This is a genomic window from Mongoliibacter sp. (assembly GCF_007692705.1).
Lineage (GTDB): Bacteria > Bacteroidota > Bacteroidia > Cytophagales > Cyclobacteriaceae > Mongoliibacter.
Genome location: NZ_REBN01000157.1, coordinates 21,805 through 40,959, shown reverse-complemented (window position 1 = coordinate 40,959; position 19,155 = coordinate 21,805). Strand labels below are relative to the sequence as shown.

General features: G+C 39.4%; 18 protein-coding genes and 1 tRNA gene. 7 read left to right on the top strand and 12 right to left on the bottom strand.

All coding sequences use genetic code 11. The features are described 5' to 3' along the window. Positions 1-822, top strand: a complete 822-nt coding sequence (gene panB, locus EA341_RS09890; RefSeq protein ID WP_293013574.1) for a 3-methyl-2-oxobutanoate hydroxymethyltransferase — start codon at positions 1-3, stop codon at positions 820-822. 192 nt (positions 823-1,014) lie between these two features. Here panB and EA341_RS09885 read toward each other — a convergent pair whose 3' ends face one another. Next, positions 1,015-3,120 (bottom strand): T9SS type A sorting domain-containing protein, encoded by a 2,106-nt coding sequence (locus EA341_RS09885; RefSeq protein WP_293013572.1) that lies wholly within the window; start codon positions 3,118-3,120, stop codon positions 1,015-1,017. A gap of 91 nt (positions 3,121-3,211) precedes the next feature. Between EA341_RS09885 and murF the strand changes: the two genes are divergently transcribed. The 4 genes from murF (at position 3,212) to EA341_RS09865 (ending at position 5,971) form a co-directional block, all read left to right on the top strand. Next, on the top strand, positions 3,212-4,510 hold the full coding sequence (gene murF, locus EA341_RS09880; RefSeq protein WP_293013569.1) for a UDP-N-acetylmuramoyl-tripeptide--D-alanyl-D-alanine ligase: 1,299 nt from the start codon (positions 3,212-3,214) through the stop codon (positions 4,508-4,510). A gap of 58 nt (positions 4,511-4,568) precedes the next feature. After that, a complete protein-coding gene (locus EA341_RS09875; protein WP_293013567.1) occupies positions 4,569-4,820 on the top strand; it encodes a type II toxin-antitoxin system Phd/YefM family antitoxin in 252 nt (83 codons plus the stop codon). A gap of 95 nt (positions 4,821-4,915) precedes the next feature. Next, complete coding sequence (locus EA341_RS09870; RefSeq protein ID WP_293013617.1) at positions 4,916-5,095, top strand: Txe/YoeB family addiction module toxin; 180 nt, start codon at positions 4,916-4,918, stop codon at positions 5,093-5,095. A 195-nt stretch (positions 5,096-5,290) separates the two neighbouring features. Next, positions 5,291-5,971 (top strand): DUF2461 domain-containing protein, encoded by a 681-nt coding sequence (locus EA341_RS09865; RefSeq protein ID WP_293013565.1) that lies wholly within the window; start codon positions 5,291-5,293, stop codon positions 5,969-5,971. A 54-nt stretch (positions 5,972-6,025) separates the two neighbouring features. On the opposite strand, the gene EA341_RS09860 is transcribed toward EA341_RS09865, so the two are convergent. From EA341_RS09860 to EA341_RS09810, 11 genes are all read right to left on the bottom strand, one after another. Next, positions 6,026-6,583, bottom strand: coding sequence for a hypothetical protein (locus EA341_RS09860; protein WP_293013563.1), 558 nt, complete (start codon positions 6,581-6,583; stop codon positions 6,026-6,028). 54 nt (positions 6,584-6,637) lie between these two features. After that, a complete protein-coding gene (locus EA341_RS09855) occupies positions 6,638-7,453 on the bottom strand; it encodes a Cof-type HAD-IIB family hydrolase (RefSeq protein WP_293013561.1) in 816 nt (271 codons plus the stop codon). A 55-nt stretch (positions 7,454-7,508) separates the two neighbouring features. Then, positions 7,509-8,438, bottom strand: coding sequence for an NAD(P)-dependent alcohol dehydrogenase (locus EA341_RS09850; RefSeq protein ID WP_293013559.1), 930 nt, complete (start codon positions 8,436-8,438; stop codon positions 7,509-7,511). Positions 8,439-8,503: 65 nt separating this feature from the next. Beyond that, a complete protein-coding gene (locus tag EA341_RS09845; protein WP_293013557.1) occupies positions 8,504-8,764 on the bottom strand; it encodes a hypothetical protein in 261 nt (86 codons plus the stop codon). Further along, positions 8,761-9,207, bottom strand: coding sequence for a hypothetical protein (locus EA341_RS09840; RefSeq protein ID WP_293013554.1), 447 nt, complete (start codon positions 9,205-9,207; stop codon positions 8,761-8,763). Before EA341_RS09840 ends, EA341_RS09845 begins: the two co-directional genes overlap by 4 nt. A gap of 7 nt (positions 9,208-9,214) precedes the next feature. Next, entirely contained in the window at positions 9,215-9,733 is a 519-nt protein-coding gene (locus tag EA341_RS09835) for a RidA family protein (protein WP_293013552.1), read from the bottom strand. A 140-nt stretch (positions 9,734-9,873) separates the two neighbouring features. Continuing rightward, positions 9,874-11,085, bottom strand: a complete 1,212-nt coding sequence (locus tag EA341_RS09830; RefSeq protein WP_293013549.1) for a glycoside hydrolase family 57 protein — start codon at positions 11,083-11,085, stop codon at positions 9,874-9,876. Then, on the bottom strand, positions 11,082-12,371 hold the full coding sequence (locus EA341_RS09825; protein ID WP_293013546.1) for a glycosyltransferase: 1,290 nt from the start codon (positions 12,369-12,371) through the stop codon (positions 11,082-11,084). The genes EA341_RS09830 and EA341_RS09825 overlap by 4 nt, the downstream gene beginning before the upstream one ends. A gap of 10 nt (positions 12,372-12,381) precedes the next feature. Then, the gene (locus EA341_RS09820) at positions 12,382-14,298 is read right to left on the bottom strand and encodes an amylo-alpha-1,6-glucosidase (protein ID WP_293013544.1); all 1,917 of its coding nucleotides are present in this window, start codon (positions 14,296-14,298) and stop codon (positions 12,382-12,384) included. Positions 14,299-14,650: 352 nt separating this feature from the next. Next, positions 14,651-14,726, bottom strand: a tRNA-His gene (locus EA341_RS09815). Between the two features lie 76 nt (positions 14,727-14,802). Further along, the gene (locus EA341_RS09810; protein WP_293013542.1) at positions 14,803-16,149 is read right to left on the bottom strand and encodes a dihydroorotase; all 1,347 of its coding nucleotides are present in this window, start codon (positions 16,147-16,149) and stop codon (positions 14,803-14,805) included. A 132-nt stretch (positions 16,150-16,281) separates the two neighbouring features. Here EA341_RS09810 and EA341_RS09805 point away from each other — a divergent pair, with 132 nt between their 5' ends. Beyond that, on the top strand, positions 16,282-17,643 hold the full coding sequence (locus EA341_RS09805; RefSeq protein ID WP_293013540.1) for a DEAD/DEAH box helicase: 1,362 nt from the start codon (positions 16,282-16,284) through the stop codon (positions 17,641-17,643). Between the two features lie 97 nt (positions 17,644-17,740). Beyond that, the gene (locus tag EA341_RS09800; RefSeq protein ID WP_293013538.1) at positions 17,741-19,141 is read left to right on the top strand and encodes a TlpA disulfide reductase family protein; all 1,401 of its coding nucleotides are present in this window, start codon (positions 17,741-17,743) and stop codon (positions 19,139-19,141) included. Positions 19,142-19,155 lie beyond the last annotated feature (14 nt).

Below are 19,155 nucleotides of genomic sequence, written 5' to 3'. Positions count from 1 at the left end.
ATGTCTGTACACCAATCATCCAATATCAAAAGAATTACCACCCACATTCTCCAGGAAATGAAAAATCGTGGGGAAAAAATCTCAATGCTTACGGCCTATGACTTTTCAATGGCAGGTATCGTGGACGCAGCAGGTATAGATATCATATTGGTAGGGGATTCAGCTTCCAATGTCATGGCAGGACATGAGACCACCCTTCCTATCACTTTGGATCAAATGATATACCATGCAACATCAGTCGTGAGAGCAGTGAAGCGTGCATTTGTGGTAGTAGATATACCATTCGGTTCTTATCAGGGAAACTCATCAGAAGCCCTGCGCTCCACCATCCGAATCATGAAAGAGTCAGGTGCTCATGCTGTCAAAGTAGAAGGTGGTTCTGAAATCAAGGAGTCTGTTGTTCGAATCCTCAGCGCTGGAGTACCAGTGATGGGACATTTAGGTTTGACCCCACAGAGTATTTATAAGTTCGGAACTTATACCGTAAGGGCAAAAGAAGAAGAAGAGGCAAATAAACTGATTGAAGATGCCAAACTTTTAGAGGAATGTGGCTGCTTTGCCATCATTCTGGAAAAAATCCCAGCTTCTTTGGCTAAAAAGGTGGCAGAAACAGTTACTATTCCAGTTATTGGAATCGGTGCAGGAGGAGACGTAGACGGGCAGGTTTTGGTAGTCCACGATATGCTAGGCATCAATCAGGAGTTTAAACCTCGCTTTCTCAGACAGTATGCCAACCTTCAGGAGGTTATGACCAATGCTGTGCAGAATTATATCTCAGATGTGAAAAGTAGGTCATTTCCTAATGAAAATGAAAGCTATTGATAGGAAAGTTCTCATTTCCATGAATCACGAAATTGACAAAAGGAAACAATAGCGCGGGGTATTTTAATTAAAGCTGGGTATTTATCTTTTCTGACCCTTGCCTTCATGTGTGGTCGATATCCCAACTTTCTTCTTGCTACCAATGAAAGATTGATCGGGTACGTTATTCTGATCCCAAAAACCCTAAGAAATTCACCTCTTGACAATCAGTTTTTTAGTCAACCGATCACCCTCCTGGGAAACAAAATCCAGGATATAGACCCCGGGAGCTAAAAACCCAAATTGGAAAGTGACATTGCTATTGGCGGGAATCTCCCGATATTCTGTGATTACCTGTCCCATACTGGTAATCATCCGCATACTCAATCTTTTGGAACTGAGTACTGAAAAAATTCCATTGGATGGATTGGGAAAAACCCTAAGCTGAATTTCTTCACCGGGAATCAACTGGGAAACCTCATTCTTCAAATATTCCAAACCTCCTCCCGAAGAACCCAATATAAGATCTCTGGAATCTTCAAAAGGTCTAGGGACTGAAGTAATACTGGTAATCCTTCCCAACCTACTTTGTCTTAACTCCCCTTCTCCAAGACCTTTGATTTGTACAGTTTCCCTTTGATTTTGATTCATAAAATCAGCAATATAGATCAACACCCCTCTTTGGTCCACCGCATACAAAGAAGGACTATTACCCGGAATTACATGTACATTCAGGTTTCTGTTGGCCGGATTATCCGAAAAGCCCAAAAATTGCTTTTCTTCTAAGCTTACTTCTCCACTGCCAAAATCAATACTAAGTAAAATCAATTCACCGGTTTGTCTGGCCAATAAGATGTAATTCCTTCCTTCAAAAGAAAATAGCTCAATCTGATCTAAGGGGAAAACCTGAATGGAGGGAAGCTGAATTTCTTTCCTTTCCGAAAAATCTGCCCTTTCGCTGTAAAAAAATCTCCTGACCAAGGCAAAATTAAGGGTATCCGTTCCCGTCACCCAATAGGTAGTCTTTCCCTGGGGCGTTTGGAATTCCTGATACCTTAAATCCAATAGGTCCAACTCTGATAGGTTTAGAAAATCATCCTCTTCCAAAATCCATTCATTTTCATTGATTATGAATCTATAGGCTTTACCCACTACCTTACCATTGAAAAATGAGTTGGCTGTAACGACCAGCTCCCCATCTGAAGCAAATCCCTTGAAAAAGGGCCTGCTGTTTTCTCCCAAATCCAAAAGGCTTTCCTGAAGGAAAGGTGCAAAGCCATTTTGACCTTCACTTCGAAAAATATTTTGTGCATAATCTGCCTGAAAGGTTCCTGCCGTTCCAGAAGCCAAGGAACTGACAAGCAAATTCCCTTTCCAAAGGTAGGAAGCGTGAAAAACGGGGAATTCGGGAAGGTCACCAAAACCCGGTACTTCCAAAGAAAATTCATCGAATATCGGCCTGTCGTTTGTTCCTTTATTAGGCAGAAAATAAAGGGTATTGCACTCATCCTGTCCCATCAACAGATCTTTCTTCCCATCTCCATCAAAGTCCGCATAGAGCAGAGAATGCCCTCCGGCATGTTCTATCCTTCCTTGGGGCATTTCTTCTTCAACCGTACCAATCGGCATCCCAGCACAGGTAACCCCGAAACTGAACGTGCCACAATCACAGAATTCAAAACCTCCCCACCTCGCCTCGGGAAAGGCAAAACCATCAATATCAGCAATACCTTTGCGCTCCATGCTGGTGTTGCGGTAAAACTCTATGTAGTCGCCCACCGCAAAATTGAAAGTGAGGATATCCAAATCCCCATCCCCATCAATGTCAATAAAAAGAGGTGTATCCAAATTGTTGGCGGTGACATTGGATCCGTTGTCCAGGCGGAGAAAATTCTGGGCTACTTCCCATTGGGGAAAACGCGCTCCAGATGGCGTGATATTTCTATAAGCTTTGATCCCAAAAGGACTGGAAGTGAAAAGATCCTTTTTCCCATTTCCGTCAAAATCAGCCAACACCAAAAATCCATTGACGTCAGAAGGAAAGTAGAAAGCCATTTCGGGCAGATACCTAAAACCTTCCTCTTCCACCGCAAAAACCAAAATTCTACGAGAATTGATATCCCAAATCACCAGTTCTTCCTGCCCATCACCATTGGTATCCATTTCCTGAAATTGGGCTGCATTGATACCTGGACTGAATGGAATGGGAACGTTCACTCCTCCGGAAATGATGGAAATGGATTGGTCAAATGTGTAACTTTGCTGTCCCAGTGACAAAAAAGAATAAACTAAAAAGAAAGCGGTTACGATATACTTCATTTAAACCCGATCGATATGGACTTAAAATTAAACGATTCCAAATGATATAGGATATAAGGAAACCGCTAATTTTAAAGAATTAATTCAGACCATGGAAATAGAGAGACTTTACAAGCTTTACAGATCCTCCACAGGAGTCAGTACAGATACCAGAAATATCAAAGATGGGAATGTGTTTTTCGCATTGAAAGGCCCTAATTTCAACGCCAATGAATTTGCCCCGAAAGCCTTGGAAGCGGGCGCAAGTCTTGTCGTCATCGATGAGGAAGCGTTCGCTGTTTCAGGAGACGAGCGCTATTTTTTGGTGGATGATGCCTTGACTGCCTTACAGCAACTGGCCAATTACCGAAGAAAACAACTCTCCATCCCCATCATTGGGCTTACAGGAAGTAATGGCAAAACCACTTCCAAAGAATTGCTTCATGCTGTCCTGAAAACCAAATACAAAACTTCGGCTACTATCGGTAACCTCAACAACCATATCGGTGTTCCTTTGACCCTATTAGCTATACCGGATAATACGGAAATAGCCATCATTGAAATGGGGGCCAACAAACAGGGAGACATCAAAGAGCTTTGTGATATTGCAGATCCAACTCATGGATTTATCACCAATATCGGAAAAGCCCATCTCGAAGGCATGGGAGGCCCTGAGGGTGTACTGAAAACAAAAACAGAACTCTTTCAGCATCTCAGGGAAAATAAAGGAACTGTCTTTATCAATTCCCAAGACCCCATACTTTCCAATATGGCCAAGCGATTTGAAAATCCTGTGATGTATCCGGCCAAGGGAGATTTTTGCGAAGTGATTTTTGAAGATGCCAATCCATTTGTACAATTCAGGGTGGAAGGCGATTCTGCTATCCATACATCCCATATGATAGGTGCTTACAACTTCGGAAATATTGCGAATGCCATTACCATAGGCAAATTTTTCGATGTGCCTATGGAAGGAGCCGTAGAAGCAGTCAAAGCTTACAACCCATCCAATATGCGTTCCCAATTGGTAGAAAAACGAAGCAACCTCATCATCTTGGATGCTTATAATGCCAATCCCTCCAGCATGGAAGTCGCTATTGATACTTTTGGGAAAATGACAGGCAAAAAACATAAAATGGTCATTTTGGGAGACATGTATGAATTGGGAGACAGTACCGAAGAAGAACATGCAAAACTGGGGGAAATCGTCTCCAAATTTGAATTTGACAAAATCTGTTTTACAGGAAAACACGTGCAAGCAGCCTTGGCCAAGGCTCCAATGAGGGCGTTGTATTTCCCTGATCCTTTTTCTTTTCGCAACTGGCTTCAGGACTCTCGATTCGAAGACCACTTGATCCTGATCAAAGGAAGTAGAGGCATGAAGTTGGAAGGTTTGGTGGATTTTATTTGAACCCTGAACTTTTTCATGTAGTTTAAAGTACCATAATGTGTACACAAAATCAATTATCATGATAGTAATTAGCACCAGGGAATTTCGCCAAAATCTTAAAAAATACTTAGACCTGATCGATCAAAATGAGAGAGTAATAATAAAGCGAGGAAAAGGAAAGGTTTACGAAATTTCAAATGAAGTGAAAAATGACCGGTTCTTTGATGACCCAATAGTTCAAGAACGATTGGCAAAAAGCATTCGATCTTATTCTGAAGGAAAAACCGTGAAATTGTCAGACGATCAATTGAAAGATCTCCTTGGGATATGACATTTGAAATTGAATTTACAATTGATGCATTGGAAGATATTGAGAAGCTAAAGAAGACTGGTAATAAGACATTATTGAAATAACTTTTCTCTCTCATCCAAGAACTCAAAGAACATCCTGAAACAGGTACTGGAAAACCTGAAAGACTCAAATATTTTCAGCAAAACACTTGGTCGAGAAGGATAGATAGAAAGCATAGGCTTGTATATTTAATAGATGGAGAAAAAATCATTGTAACTGTTCTAGGCGCATATGGGCATTATGGTGACAAATAAGAATTCCATAAAAAAACCGATTATTTAAAGGTTCCTATTGACCTCACTGGGTGCAAACGTCAGATTTTAAGGTTAAAGGAAATCTAGCCTTCCAATCAAATGCCATTTTATTAATACCTTCAAATGAATTTTATACTGAAGAATTGAAATCTTATAATTATTAAACAATCTAAGGTCTAGAACATTTATTAAAGCATGAACGCAAACTACCTTCAATTTTTAACCGAGCTATCCAAAAACAACCACAAAGACTGGATGGATGCCAACCGTGATTGGTACCAAGAAGTCAGGGCTTCTTTTTTGGAAGATGTGGCTGGACTTTTGGCTGAAATCAGCAAATGGGAGCCTGACTTGAGTGCTTTCAAACCTAAAGACTGTGTATTCCGACAAAACAGAGATGTGCGCTTTTCAGCCAACAAGGACCCGTACAAAACCAACTTGGCGGCTTACTTCTCTGTTGGAGGAAAAAAATCCAACGATCCAGGTTATTATCTACATATTCAGCCGGGGGGTAGTTTTATTGCAGGAGGGATATGGATGCCACCAGCTGAGATATTAAAAAAAATACGGCAAGAAATTGATTATTCTGGCCAGGAGTTAATGAATATCCTGAACGAAAAAACTTTCAAAAAGCACTTTTCGAATTTAGAAGGCGAAAAACTCAAAACCAGCCCGAGGGATTACGATGCTGAGCATCCTTACATCGATTTGTTGCGATACAAGAGTTTTATCGTCTCCACTCCCCTGTCCGACAAAGACATCCTATCCGGTGATTTCAAAACCAAAACTCTTGAATCTTTCCGTATGATGAAACCCTTCCACGATTTCCTTCATAAGGCAGTGGATGAAGCTGAAAGTGGGGAGGGGTTGTTGTGAAATAAGCATCCTCCAAAAGGAATTCTGGGGATGCTCCTTGTATATACTTATCACTTAATTTTTCTCTATCAAATCTCTACAAGAACCTGTTGTATAAATCTGTACACCTATGCCTTTAATTTTCTTATTTTTACTTGACCAATCAGTACTATCCACTAAAATTAATGTTTTTTCAAATAGATTTGAATCGTTTTCAAACCAATAGATAAATGGTATTTCTATTTCCTCTAAAACAACAATCGTATCTAAACGAAGCCTATCCTTATCTATACAATAAATGTCATTATACATTGGAGGGCCTGGGTGATGGATAAATTTTAATTCTATACATGGATCTTTTAATAAAGGATATTTCTTTTTGAAAATTTCATCATTGAGTAATTCATCATTAAATGTCCAATTCCTAAGACTTTTTTCAACGTCCCTATGCTCAGTATTAAAAATAATAAGTACAGTATCTTGAGGGTTAGTCCGTTTATAATAACTACTATGATTCGCCTTTTCGAAGTTTGTTGATAATGGTTTTATTTGACAGATTCCATCTAATGCAAATCCGAAATAAATAACAAGTAATGTTACTATTCGATAAATTACAATTTTAAAATTCACCATAGCAGGCTGTTACAACTTTCAACACTGATGACAGTTGTGGTTTGAAATTAAAATCTACCCTAACAGAATCTCTTCAATCATCACTGCCACTCCATCTTCTTTATTGCTCAAGGTGAGGCGGTCCGCAATAGCTTTGACTTCTTCTCTGGCATTACCTACAGCTACACCCATGCCCACGGCTTCAAGCATTTCTATGTCATTATAATTGTCTCCAAAAGCCATCACCGATTCCATTCCAAAACCATACTTTTTTTCTAACAACAGGGCTAATGCCGAAGCTTTGGAAATAGATTTAGGTGCAATTTCAATGTAGGTATCCTTTGACCTGTAGAGATGCAAGTCCGTCCCCATTTGTTGCTCAGCATTACGAAAGAAAAATTCAATTTCCTCGGGAGGACCCATACACATGACTTTGTGCGCTCCTTTTTCCCCAGATTTCCACATAGAAAGGACTTGATCTGAAGGCTGAATTGTAGGCTTTACTCTGGTGTTTTTTGCCTCACGCTCTGCCCAAGAATCATATAAGGGTTCAAACCAGTCTTCCCCTTGATATAAGCTCACATGAACTTGAGTCCCTTTTGCTATTTTCACCAAGGCCTCACAATAATCCAAGGGAATAGAAACATCGTCAAGGATTTGTTTTTGCTCATCGTGAATAACGAAACCGCCATTGTAGCAAATCAAAGGTTCCCCTATACGCCCCATATCTTGTTGCAGATGTCTCATGGCATCTGGCATCCTGGAAGAGGCAAGAATGATAGGGAATTCCTTGGATAATTTGGCAATTGCCTGAAGTAATCTTTGAGACAAGACCCTGTCCCCATTGAGTAATGTACCGTCTATATCAGTACAAATGGCTTTAATCTGCATTAACTTTTATGGGTTTGCTGTTTTGAAACGGTGGCTATTAGTAAAGCTGTTCTTATCATTCACTCACTTTTAAAATTACGTTACCTTTTTTTCTCCCTGTATCAACATACTCATGAGCTTCAACTACGCTCTCAAATGAATAGATTCTGTCAATAGTGGCTTTTAATTTCCCGTTTTCAAATAACATTTTAAGAAATTCTAATTGTTGGTGAGATTCACTAGCATATTCTAAACCTCCAACTGTTTTATAAACCCCTTCCGTTTTCAAGAGGTGCTGACATTGTTTTTTCGTTGTTTTACCAACAGCATCAAAGATAAAATCATATTGATTGTTATGTTTGGTAAAATCCTCTTTATCATACAGGATAATTTTTGAAATGCCTAAATTTTCTACAAAATCCTTCCCATCTGAACTACAAACAACTGTTACATCTGCGCTGTAGTATTGAGCAATTTGAAGGGCAGCAGCTCCCACAGAACCTGTTGCACCAATAACTAACACCTTTTGTGATTTCTTTTTTGATAACTTTGCCTTTTCAATGAAATAGATTGCAGTTTGTCCACCAAAAATCAGTGAAACAGCTTCGTCATAAGTTGCATTTACCGGCATCAATGAAATATTGCCCTTTTCTTTAATAGCGATATACTCAGCATATGTGCCAAAATTAAAGCCTGTCATTCCAAATACGCTATCTCCCTTCTTAAACTTTAAAACTTTGGCACCCACCTCTTCTACAATGCCAGCATAAACTGTTCCTAATATCGGTTTTCTTGGTTTTGAAAATCCCAATACTAATTGCATTATGATTTTCATAAAGCCTTCAACTGCAAGTCCTCTAACCCTAGTGTCTCCAGAATTTACTGCTGTAGAAATGATTCGGACAAGAATTTCATTGTCTTTTGGAATAGGTTTTTTAATTTCTTGTATTTGCAAAACATCAGGTGTCCCGTATTTCGTGCAAACAACCGATTTCATTGTTTTCATTTGGAGTTTTATCCTCTTAGTGGTTAATGTCTTTATCGGGAATTTTACTTTCCTTCAACCAATTCCTAAAGAGCAAAATTTTCAAAAACACCGGTAATTGCTCCAAAACCTACCATCATCAAAACCAGAATTACTAAGCCAAAACCAATCAAATACCATATCAATTTTGCTTTTGCCCAATTGGCCTTACTCGGGTTGCCTTCCTTGTCAAAAGCCCATACGATCAACATAATAAATCCCACAATAGGTATATTGGTTATCAATATAGTGATCAACCAATCTCCGGTATTCACGGATGGATGCTTAAAACTTTGGTCAAAATTCATAGTGTTGGATTTTCGGTTTTCAACAGATCTTGTACATTAAAGCTATACTCATTCATGGCAAAATTGTCCGGGTTGATAGGGTCTGACTGAATGAACACGATTTGTATTTCTTTGTAATTTTTGATTTTACTGTACTCTTGAGCATACAGTTCTGCACAGCGCAAAGCAATATTTTCTTGGTTGTATTGTAGGTTTGGATTCTTACCATTGAAAAATCTGAGTTGTACATAACTGTAATTCTTTCCATCAACATTGGTCCGGTTCATATTCACTTCCACCCTTTCGAATTCTCCGAATTCCAGAATTTCCTCAGAGGGAAAATACCCTTCACCTGCCATTTTGTTCAATCCCCAAACCATACCCTTCATCATTTTTTCAGGATCACAGGAACATGAACCCAATATCAACAGGATCAGTGGAAAGAAAAAAAACCTTTTCATCATCAATAAATTATTTGGCGGCCACCGCCTCTATTTCAATCAATAGTTCGGGGTTGGCTAAAGCATATACCGCAATAGTAGATCGGGCTACTTTATTGGGGTTTTCATCATTGTTGAAATACTCCCCATAAGCTTTGAACCAAGCATCCCAATCGATATTACCATCCTTATCAGGGGCAAGGTAAACCCTGAGGAAATAGACATCTTCCATCCCAAATCCTGCCTCGCCAATGGTTTCTTTTATCCTTTCCAAAATCCCAATACTCTGCTCATAGGTATTGCCATACCTACCATAAGTTCCGGGAACTGCATTTTCATCCTTTACCGGAGCCACCAATCCTGATGTATAAAAATATTCTTTCCCTTTTGGAATATAAACGCCCCTCAATATACTGGCATCGGGTCTGTCGTAGCGGACGATAAATTCTTCTTTTTCACTTTCGCTTTTCTCATTAGTTTCAGATGGACTGTTTGTACAGGAAATAAACAAACAAAACAACATTAGGTAAATCAGTGATACGTATTTCATAGACAGTGTATTTTTATTGAGACAAAAAGAGGCTTGTAGATTATACAAGCCCCTCATTCATGTTTAAATATTATGTATATCCGGAAAGTTTCACGTAGGAAAAGATTCCATTCGAAATACAAGAATTAGGTTGATGAATATCAACCTACTTCCTGCATTTCTTTTTCCTTTCTGGTAACCCGGATAATGAAATCACTCAAGACGTTCATGTAATTGATAAATGCATCATAAGGAGTCTCATAGGGACTGAAATAAGCATGCACAGCTCCATCAGAGAAGAATTTTGTACTCATATAATAGAAATGATCAGATGTTTGCAGGTAATTCCAGTCCCTCTGAATCTCAGCATCATCAATTTTGTTTACCCTTGATTCAAGATCATAAAGTTTGGTAAAGGCTTCATTTTGAAGGTCGTTCCCCAACCAAGCTGTCAAATCCCTTTCTTCATCTGCCCAGGAAATAGGCGTAGGAACCTGAATTGGAGAAATAGGCTTGGAATTTCCCAAAACTTCCGAAGGAGTAGAGAAAGTAAATCCGGTATGGTTCAGAATAGCACTCGGTAAGACTTTCATAAACTGAAAAATACCTGTTTCAGCCCATTGATGTTCCCCGAAGGTTTCATAATCCATAAAGAGATTGACTACCTGATGGTCTTTGGGGACATTATTGATCCAAGCTGTAAATTTTTCAATAGTCAGTGGATGCTCAGACCAGGATTTATCGCTAAACCTAAAGGCTATGTCATCACTGAGCTGAAAATTTTTCAATAGTATTTTAAAATCCGGGTTGATGGCATTTTGATACACAAAGTTTGGAGACTTCCAACCCAGTATATGTTTCGCACCTTCTGTCAACATTCCCGTATAACCCATTTCTGCTACCATTTCACCTATTTTATCAGAATATACCAACTCTGTATTTCTGAAAACTTTCGGTTCATAGCCATTGAAAAGTCTCTTGATTTTGGCTTTATGGTTTTCCACCATCCTCTTGAACTCTGATTTACTTCTCAGAGAACAGAGCGCATGCGCATCCGTTTCGTTGAGCAGTTCAACATGTCCCGTCGCAACCAGCCTTTGAAAACTTTCCAGTACATCTGGTGCATAGGCCTCAAATTGGTCCAGACAAACTCCGGAAATAGAAAAAGCCACCTTAAATTTCCCCTGATGCTGCTTGATAAGTTCAAGAAGAAGTTCATTCATAGGCAGGTAGCATTTTTGTGCTACTTTCCTGATAACGGATTTGTTGAGGTAATCATCCCAATAGTAATGATCTTCGCCCATGTCAAAAAAACGATATGGCTTTATCCTAAAAGGTTGATGTACTTGAAAGTAAAAGCAGATGGTTCTCATGGTTGTTTTTGGTGTAATTTTTCGTAAACAGTTACTAGTTTGGCAGCGACATGCTCCCATTTTAATTCTTTCAGTTCTTGACTACCCAGTTCTTTGAACATCCTGGAAATACTCTCGTAATGCAAAAGGGCAAAAACGGCGTCAGCCATGGCGTCTACATCCCAAAAGTCAATTTTGATGGCATTGCGCAACACTTCACCAACTCCAGATTGTTTGGAAATGATTACTGGTGTATTGTGCCGAACTGCCTCAAGAGGCGCAATTCCGAAAGGTTCAGAAACAGAGGGCATGACGTATACATCTGACATGGCATACATATCATCCACATCCTGTCCTTTTAAAAACCCTGTAAAATGGAACTTTGTTCCCATTCCCAGCTCAGCCACACGTTCGATCATCCTGTTGAGTAAATCCCCGTTACCTGCCATGACAAACCTTACATTGGGATCTCTATCCAACACTTTTTTGGCAGCCTCCACAAAATATTCAGGTCCCTTTTGGTAAGTAATCCTTCCTAAGAAAGTGACTATTTTTTCTGGTACTTTTTTCTTGATTTTTGATTCTATAATACTCGCATCGAGCACAGCATTATGCAGTACACTTACCTTATCAGGATGTACACCGTATTTTTCAATCACAATTTTTCTGGTGAGATGACTTACAGCCACCACATGGTCTGCTGCTAGGAGACCCGCCTTTTCCATTTCATAAACAGGTCCCTGATCACCACCTTTCCCTGCCCTATCATATTGAGTGGCGTGGATATGTGCCACCAGCGGCTTTCCACTTATTTCTTTTGCTGCTATGCCTGCCGGATAAGCCAACCAATCATGGGCATGGATCACGTCATGGTCTTTCATTTTGGCTACTTGTGTGGCAACCAAAGCGTACCTTGCTACCTCTTCCATAAGGTTCTTCCCATACTTTCCGGAAAATGCATACTTGTTGGAAAAAACGGAATCTTCCAGGTCTAGCCTGTGATGCATGGTATAATCAGTATACTTTTCAAATTCCTCAGGACCCAAATAAGGAACCAGGTAACTATTGATTTCTAGGTAGGTGAGGTTCTGCCAGGTATCTATAAAGTTCCTTTCTCTATAATCCACTTCCACATCACTGGCGTTGACAAAATCTGCCATAGGCTCTTCATCCCCATACAATTTGGGAACCACAAAAATGACCTCCTGATTATGGTGGTTTAATCCCTTGATCAATCCATAACAGGCAGTACCCAAGCCTCCAGAAATGTGGGGAGGAAACTCCCACCCAAACATTAAAACCTTCATAAAAATCTATTTAAACTTTATTTACTAAATACATCATTCTCAACAATTCCCCAATACTCCAAGCTTGAGAGATAGCTCCTTTAGGCCTATGAGGTGCATCTCCATCATAAATCTCTGCCACAGTCCCCACACCATACTGGGTCATCACCCCGTCAAATCCCTGAATGATTTTGTTTACAAAATGCTTCCCTGATTTACCATGGAGTTTTAAATATCCTTCCACAAAATGCCCGAGTAACCATGTCCAAACTGTACCATTATGGTATGCAATATCTCTAAAATATTGGTTACCTTGATAGTATCCTTTATACCCTGGATCATCCGGAGACAGAGACCTCAGTCCTCTGTTGGTCACTAACTTTGACTTCACTATTTCCAATATAGATTCCATTTGGCTTTCTTCCAAGGGCGAATAGGGCAAAGATGTTGCAAACAGCATATTTGGCCGGATGGACCAATCCTTATAAAAACCATCCACATAATCAGCAAGGTACCCTCTCTCTTCATCCCAAAAATGCTCTACGAATGAGGATTTCACTTTTTCGGCAAGCTGCTTCGTTTCTTCACTTCCCGCCAACTCTCCATAAAAACATAGCGCATTGTACCAGAGCGCATTGATTTCTACAGGACAGCCTATCCTTGGCGTGACCGGCCCGTCAGAGTTAATCGCATCCATCCAAGTCAGGGCCAAGCCTTCTTCGCCTCCATAGATGAGCCCATTATCCAGCATGTGGATATTGTAATCAGTCCCCTTTTGAAAACCCTCAATAATACCTTTCATTTTTTCGAGGTACTTTTTCTTGACGGTTTTGGTATCACCTGTAAATTCTATATACTGCTGTAAAGACCAGAAAAACCATAATGGTGCATCCATAGAAGCCAGATTTCTCATCACCCCACTGCCCACATTTGGGAAAAGTGGACCATGCAAGTCTGCCACCATGGTATCCATGATTTCAAGAAAAGTGTCCTTATCCCCCTGTGTAAGCGTCAAACCCGGCGTAGCTACGAAGGTATCTCTTCCCCACCAGCCAAACCACGGATAGCCGGCAATTACGTGAGTTTTTCCGTCTCTTCTTTGGATGAACTGCCCGGCCGAATTCTTCAGACAGTTCTCAAAATTATTTCTAGGAACCCTTCTGCCGATTTCTTTCTCAAAAGCTTTTTGCCTCGTGCTTGGGTCTGCTTCAACAAGTCCTGCGGAAAAAATAACAGACTCGCCCTTTTCAATATCAAATTCAAAATATCCCGGCACCAAAAGGTCTTCCTGATAATCATAACCTCTTTCCCTCTCCATAATGTATTCAATATTATGGTACCACTCTGGCTTGGAAACAAATTTATTTTTTTTTGAAAGCTGAAGGTAAAGAGGATTATATTCCGGGTAAAGCTGGAATTTAGCACCATTTGGTACTTTTTTAAAATCATTATTAACCCGATCGTTAGCCTTTGCCAGATCATGATAACCTCTAAAAGCCAAAAAAGGATTGATGCGTATTTTGGTCGGAGAATGTGCGTCCAACAAGGTATACCTAATCATTAGCCTATCCCTATTCGTATCCAAAATTAATTCCTTTTGAAGAAGTACACCTCCAACCCTGTAAGTAAGTTTGGGTATGGGTTCAGAATTAAAATCCTCCAGGTATTTATGACCCCGTGGAGAGTAATTGCCTGGATATTTGCTAATCCCCAAATTAAAACTTGCTCCACGCTGGATTACAGTTTCATGAACAGTGCTCAACATTACATGCAGTTGTTCATTGATTTGCGGTTGCGGGGCTACCAAAAGACCATGATACTTCCGGGTATTGCAGCCAATAATTGTCGTGCTGGTATAACAACCTCCACGATTGGTTCGAATAATTTCTCTATCAAGAGAATAATTAAGGTTGATAAGTTGGGTTTTGTCAAAATGTATATAACTCATGCAGGTAAAAGTTATTTTATGATTTCCATAAAAATACCCTTTTGAGCTTGAAAGAAAAATTATACTAGCTAAAAATAAAGGTTATATTTCTATAACCTTTGGTTTTTCGCACTTAATGCGATGCTATTCTTTCTTTTTGCATTTCCTCAAAGTTCTTAATGGACTCTTCGAACTTTGTCAAATATAAATGAACTGCTTTAATATCTATTCTTTTGATTTGAGGAAACCTTGGCGAAGGCTTAAATAATGTGAACATACCCCTTATATTTTTTTTGAATTAGACAAAATTTATGCCATTTGAGTTCATCAAAAATGAAATAAAGTAAAAAGCCCCTCTTGAAGGAGGGGCTGTGGGTGAAAGACCGGGTTCGAACCGGCGACCTCTGGATCCACAAACCAGCGCTCTAACCAGCTGAGCTACAATCACCATTTTTGATCCATTATCAGATCTTTATCTGAATGGAGTGCAAATGTAATATTCCGATTTTTACTACACAAATATACTTACTCTATTTTTCTGGAAAATTTTAATCGTTCTCCTTTTTTCTCTTCATTAAACGTGCCGTTATCGTACACCAAATGACCGGAAATAATAGTATGGGTTACTTTAGATTTAAATTCGTGACCTTCAAACGGGGACCAGCCACATTTAGCCAGGATGTTCTCCTTGCTTACGGTCCATGGATCATTGAGGTCAACAATTGCTAAATCTGCATGATAGCCAGGCCTGATGTACCCTCTTTTTTCTACCTCAAAAAGGATAGAAGGATTATGACACATTTTCTCAGCTACTTGATCCAACCTTATTTTACCTTGATGGTAAAGGTCCAGCATAGCAACCAAACTATGCTGAATCAGCGGTCCTCCAGAAGGAGCAGAAGTGTAGGGATTATCCTTTTCTTTCAAAGTATGAGGAGCGTGGTCTGTAGCGATCACATCTATATTGCCATTGAGTACCCCTTCCATGATACCTTCACGATCCTGCGCTGTTTTGACAGCTGGATTCCATTTGATGAGTGTCCCTTTCTCCTCATAATCTTCTTCTGAAAACCAGAGATGATGTATGCATGCCTCCGCGGTAATCCTTTTTTCTTCCAAAGGCTGTCTATTGTCAAAGAGCATAACTTCTTTTGCTGTACTGATATGGAGCACATGGAGCTTGGTCCCATACTTTCTGGCCATATCCACTACTTTTTTGGAAGCATCAAAGCAGGCCTCTTCAGATCTGATCTTTGGATGATATTTCATCGGAATATCATCCCCGTATTCCTCTTTATATTTTGCGAGATTTTCTTTTATAATATCGTCATTCTCGCTGTGGGTAGCGATCAACAATTTACATTCTCTGAAAATCTTCTCAAGACTTTCTTGGTTATCGACCAGCATATTACCGGTAGAAGAACCTTGAAAGACCTTAATCCCGCAGACATTTTCCGGATCTACTTTGAGAATTTCTTCAATATTGTCATTTGTAGCCCCAAAGAAGAAAGAATAATTGGCAAGTGATTTTTCCGCGGCCAAACTGTACTTTTCTTCAAGAAGTTCAATTGTAACTGCCTGAGGGTCCGTATTAGGCATTTCCATGTAAGAAGTAACTCCTCCCGCCACAGCAGCTTTGCTTTCTGTATAAATATCTGCTTTGTGAGTGAGACCTGGCTCTCGAAAATGAACCTGATCATCAATAACTCCTGGAAAAATATGCTTTCCCTTGGCATCTATAGTCATATCTGCCTCAAATTCAGAAAGGTTCTTTCCTACATTAAAAATGATTCCTTCTTTGATCAAAATATCGGAGCGGGTTATCTTGCCTTCATTTACTATATTTGCACCGGTAATCAATATACTCTTCATAAAATTGTTTTTTTGAATGGTCTATAATACACTGAATGGTCTTTAAATAAGGATATAGGTCAAAAACAATCCTTTTACACCCACTGAGGTTTCATTGATTTCCTTTAAGGGTTTTCTCAAAATTAACAAAACATGTCTGAAGCTATCCAAACTTTTGAAAATTTTAAATTAAACAAACAACTTTTGGAGGCTGTCACTGATGCAGGGTACACCAAACCTACCCCGATTCAGGAAAAAGCAATCCCTCTGGCATTGGCTGGGCATGATGTTTTGGGTATAGCTCAAACAGGCACTGGAAAAACAGCCGCATATGTTTTACCCATATTGATGAAAACCAAATATGCCCAGGGAATGCACCCTAGAGCAATCATACTTGCTCCAACAAGGGAGTTGGTTATGCAGATAGAAGAAGCTGTTGTTTCCTTCGGAAAACACACTGACCTAAGGTATGTATGCCTTTATGGTGGTTTGGGACCTAAAACACAGATAGAAAATATCAAGAAGGGTGTAGACATCATTATTTCCACCCCAGGCAGATTCTTGGACCTTTATAAAAAAGGAGAAATCTTCACCAAGGAAATCAAAACCATGGTACTGGATGAAGCCGACAAAATGCTTGATATGGGTTTTATGCCTCAGATCAGGTCAATTTTGGAAATTATCCCCAGCAAGAGGCAAAACCTTCTCTTTTCAGCGACATTCGGAGCTAAAGTTGACAAGTTTTCACAGGAATTTCTCGAATTCCCTGAGCGGATAGAAATAGATCCACAAGCAACCACAGCAGAAACTATCCATCAGGTCAAATACGCTGTTCCAAACATCAAGACCAAAATCAACCTCCTAGAGTCATTATTAGAAAATGAATCCTTAAATAGGATTATAGTTTTTACTAAATCCAGGAAGAATGCAGAATCCGTCTACAGCTACTTAGAAAGGAAAAAACTTGGTGAGATAAGGGTAATTCATGCCAATAAAGGCCAAAATACCCGAATAAACTCCATGGAGAATTTCAAATCGGGAGAAGTAAGGATTCTGGTGGCTACTGACGTGGCCTCAAGAGGGTTAGATATCAGCATGGTCAGCCACGTGATCAATTTTGATGTTCCTTTGATTTATGAGGATTATGTTCATAGAATAGGTAGAACCGGAAGGGCAGAAAACGATGGTATAGCCATTACTTTTGTCAATCCCGCCGAAACCTACCATTTTGAGAGAATTGAAGAAATCATTAGGATGCAGGTCCCTGAAGTGCAGATCCCTTCAGAAGTTGTAATTGCAAAAACACCTTTTGAAGAAAGTCAGGCTTATGCCAGGGAGATAGATAATCAAAAACGCAAAGAGAACCCGGATTTCAAAGGTGGATTTCATGAAAAGAAGGCAAGACCGAAGCCAAACCCACTTGTCAAAGAGAAAAAAAGAGGGAATAAAAACTCAAAGGCCAAAAGGAATAGGAACCAAATGAAAACTCAGGGCAAATGGAAGAAAAAAGGGTGATAAATTGTGTGTTAAAGATTATTAAGGAATTATGATTTGAGCCCTTTTTCTCCTAAATTTTTCGGGCAAACAAATCATTACCTTTTATCCTGACCCCATGAATAATTCATCATACCTGTTTTTAGCTTTATTGATTTTGGTTTTTGGCTGTAACCAAAAAGAATCTCTCAAGTCTGAAATTACTGTTTCAGGACAACTGGCAAACTCTGAAGAAAAGATAATTGAAGTCTTTATCAATGACGATATTTCCTCCTATCCATTGGACGAAAATGGGGTTTTTTCCATACAATTCAATTCAGAAGATCCGGAAACCTATTTTTTCAGATCCGGTAAACAGAGTTTTTCTTTGTTTCTGATTCCTGGGGACAGTGTATATGTAAGCGGCAATGCTGATGACTTTAACAATTCTTTCAAACTGGAAGGAAACCATGTGGTTGAGAACACCTATCTTTTTGACAAGTCAAATTTCTATTATGAAAGCAATATGATGGATTTGATGAGCTTGGGTAAAGAGGCTTATTTTGAAAAAAAGGATGCTTTCTTTGTTGAACAGAAAAATAGATTCGAAAAATTAACATCTGATAATGATCTCAATCCTGAATTTCTGAAAGTAGAAATAGCTTATTTTGAATACGAACCTCTTCTACTTGATCTGTATTATCCGAACTACTATGCATATACCAACAATATCCAGTCAGAAGATGTGGATTTTCCGGCAGAAGCTTCAAATAACAAGCTTTCTAAGGTCGATTTAGGGAGAAGTGATTATTTGAAATCCAGATCTTACACGGGCATCTTAGAAGTAATAATAGATAAGAAAAAAAAGGAAATTCTCAATGCGGATCCCACCCTCAAATCAGATCCTGACAGTTCTGAAAAGGCTACATATTTGGCCATGGAAGACTTGTTGAAAAATCAATCTGTCAAAGATCATTTTCACTTTAAACATGTCAAATCAAGTCTAGGATACAGAGGCCCAGTTCATGTAAAACCATCCATTGACAAATTTATGGCTGAAAACCAAAGCCCTAAACTGGAAGCGGAAATGAAAAAGGCAATGGACAAATGGGCACCGGTCATGCCCGGTAAAGAAGTCCCTGATTTTTCATTTTTGGATGTTTCAGGTAAGCATATCAACATCAGTGATTTAAGAGGAACATTGGTTTATATTGACATCTGGGCTACCTGGTGTAAACCTTGCATAGCAGAGCACCCCCATTGGGATAGATTAAAGGAAGAGTACAAAGACAAACCGGTTTCGTTCCTGACCATATCAATTGATGAAGACAAAGAAGCCTGGGAAAAAATGGTGGATCTTAAAAAAATGGGAGGTTTGCAATGGCTTGCTGAGAATGGCTGGAAATCAGCTATTACCCAACATTTTTTTGTTTCCTCAATACCAAGATTTATCATTTTGGATAAAGAAGGAAAGATTATAGATCCTTCTGCAGAAAGACCCTCAGGAAATATCAGAGCAACCTTGGATCAGTTTTTATAACCTTCTTAGGAACC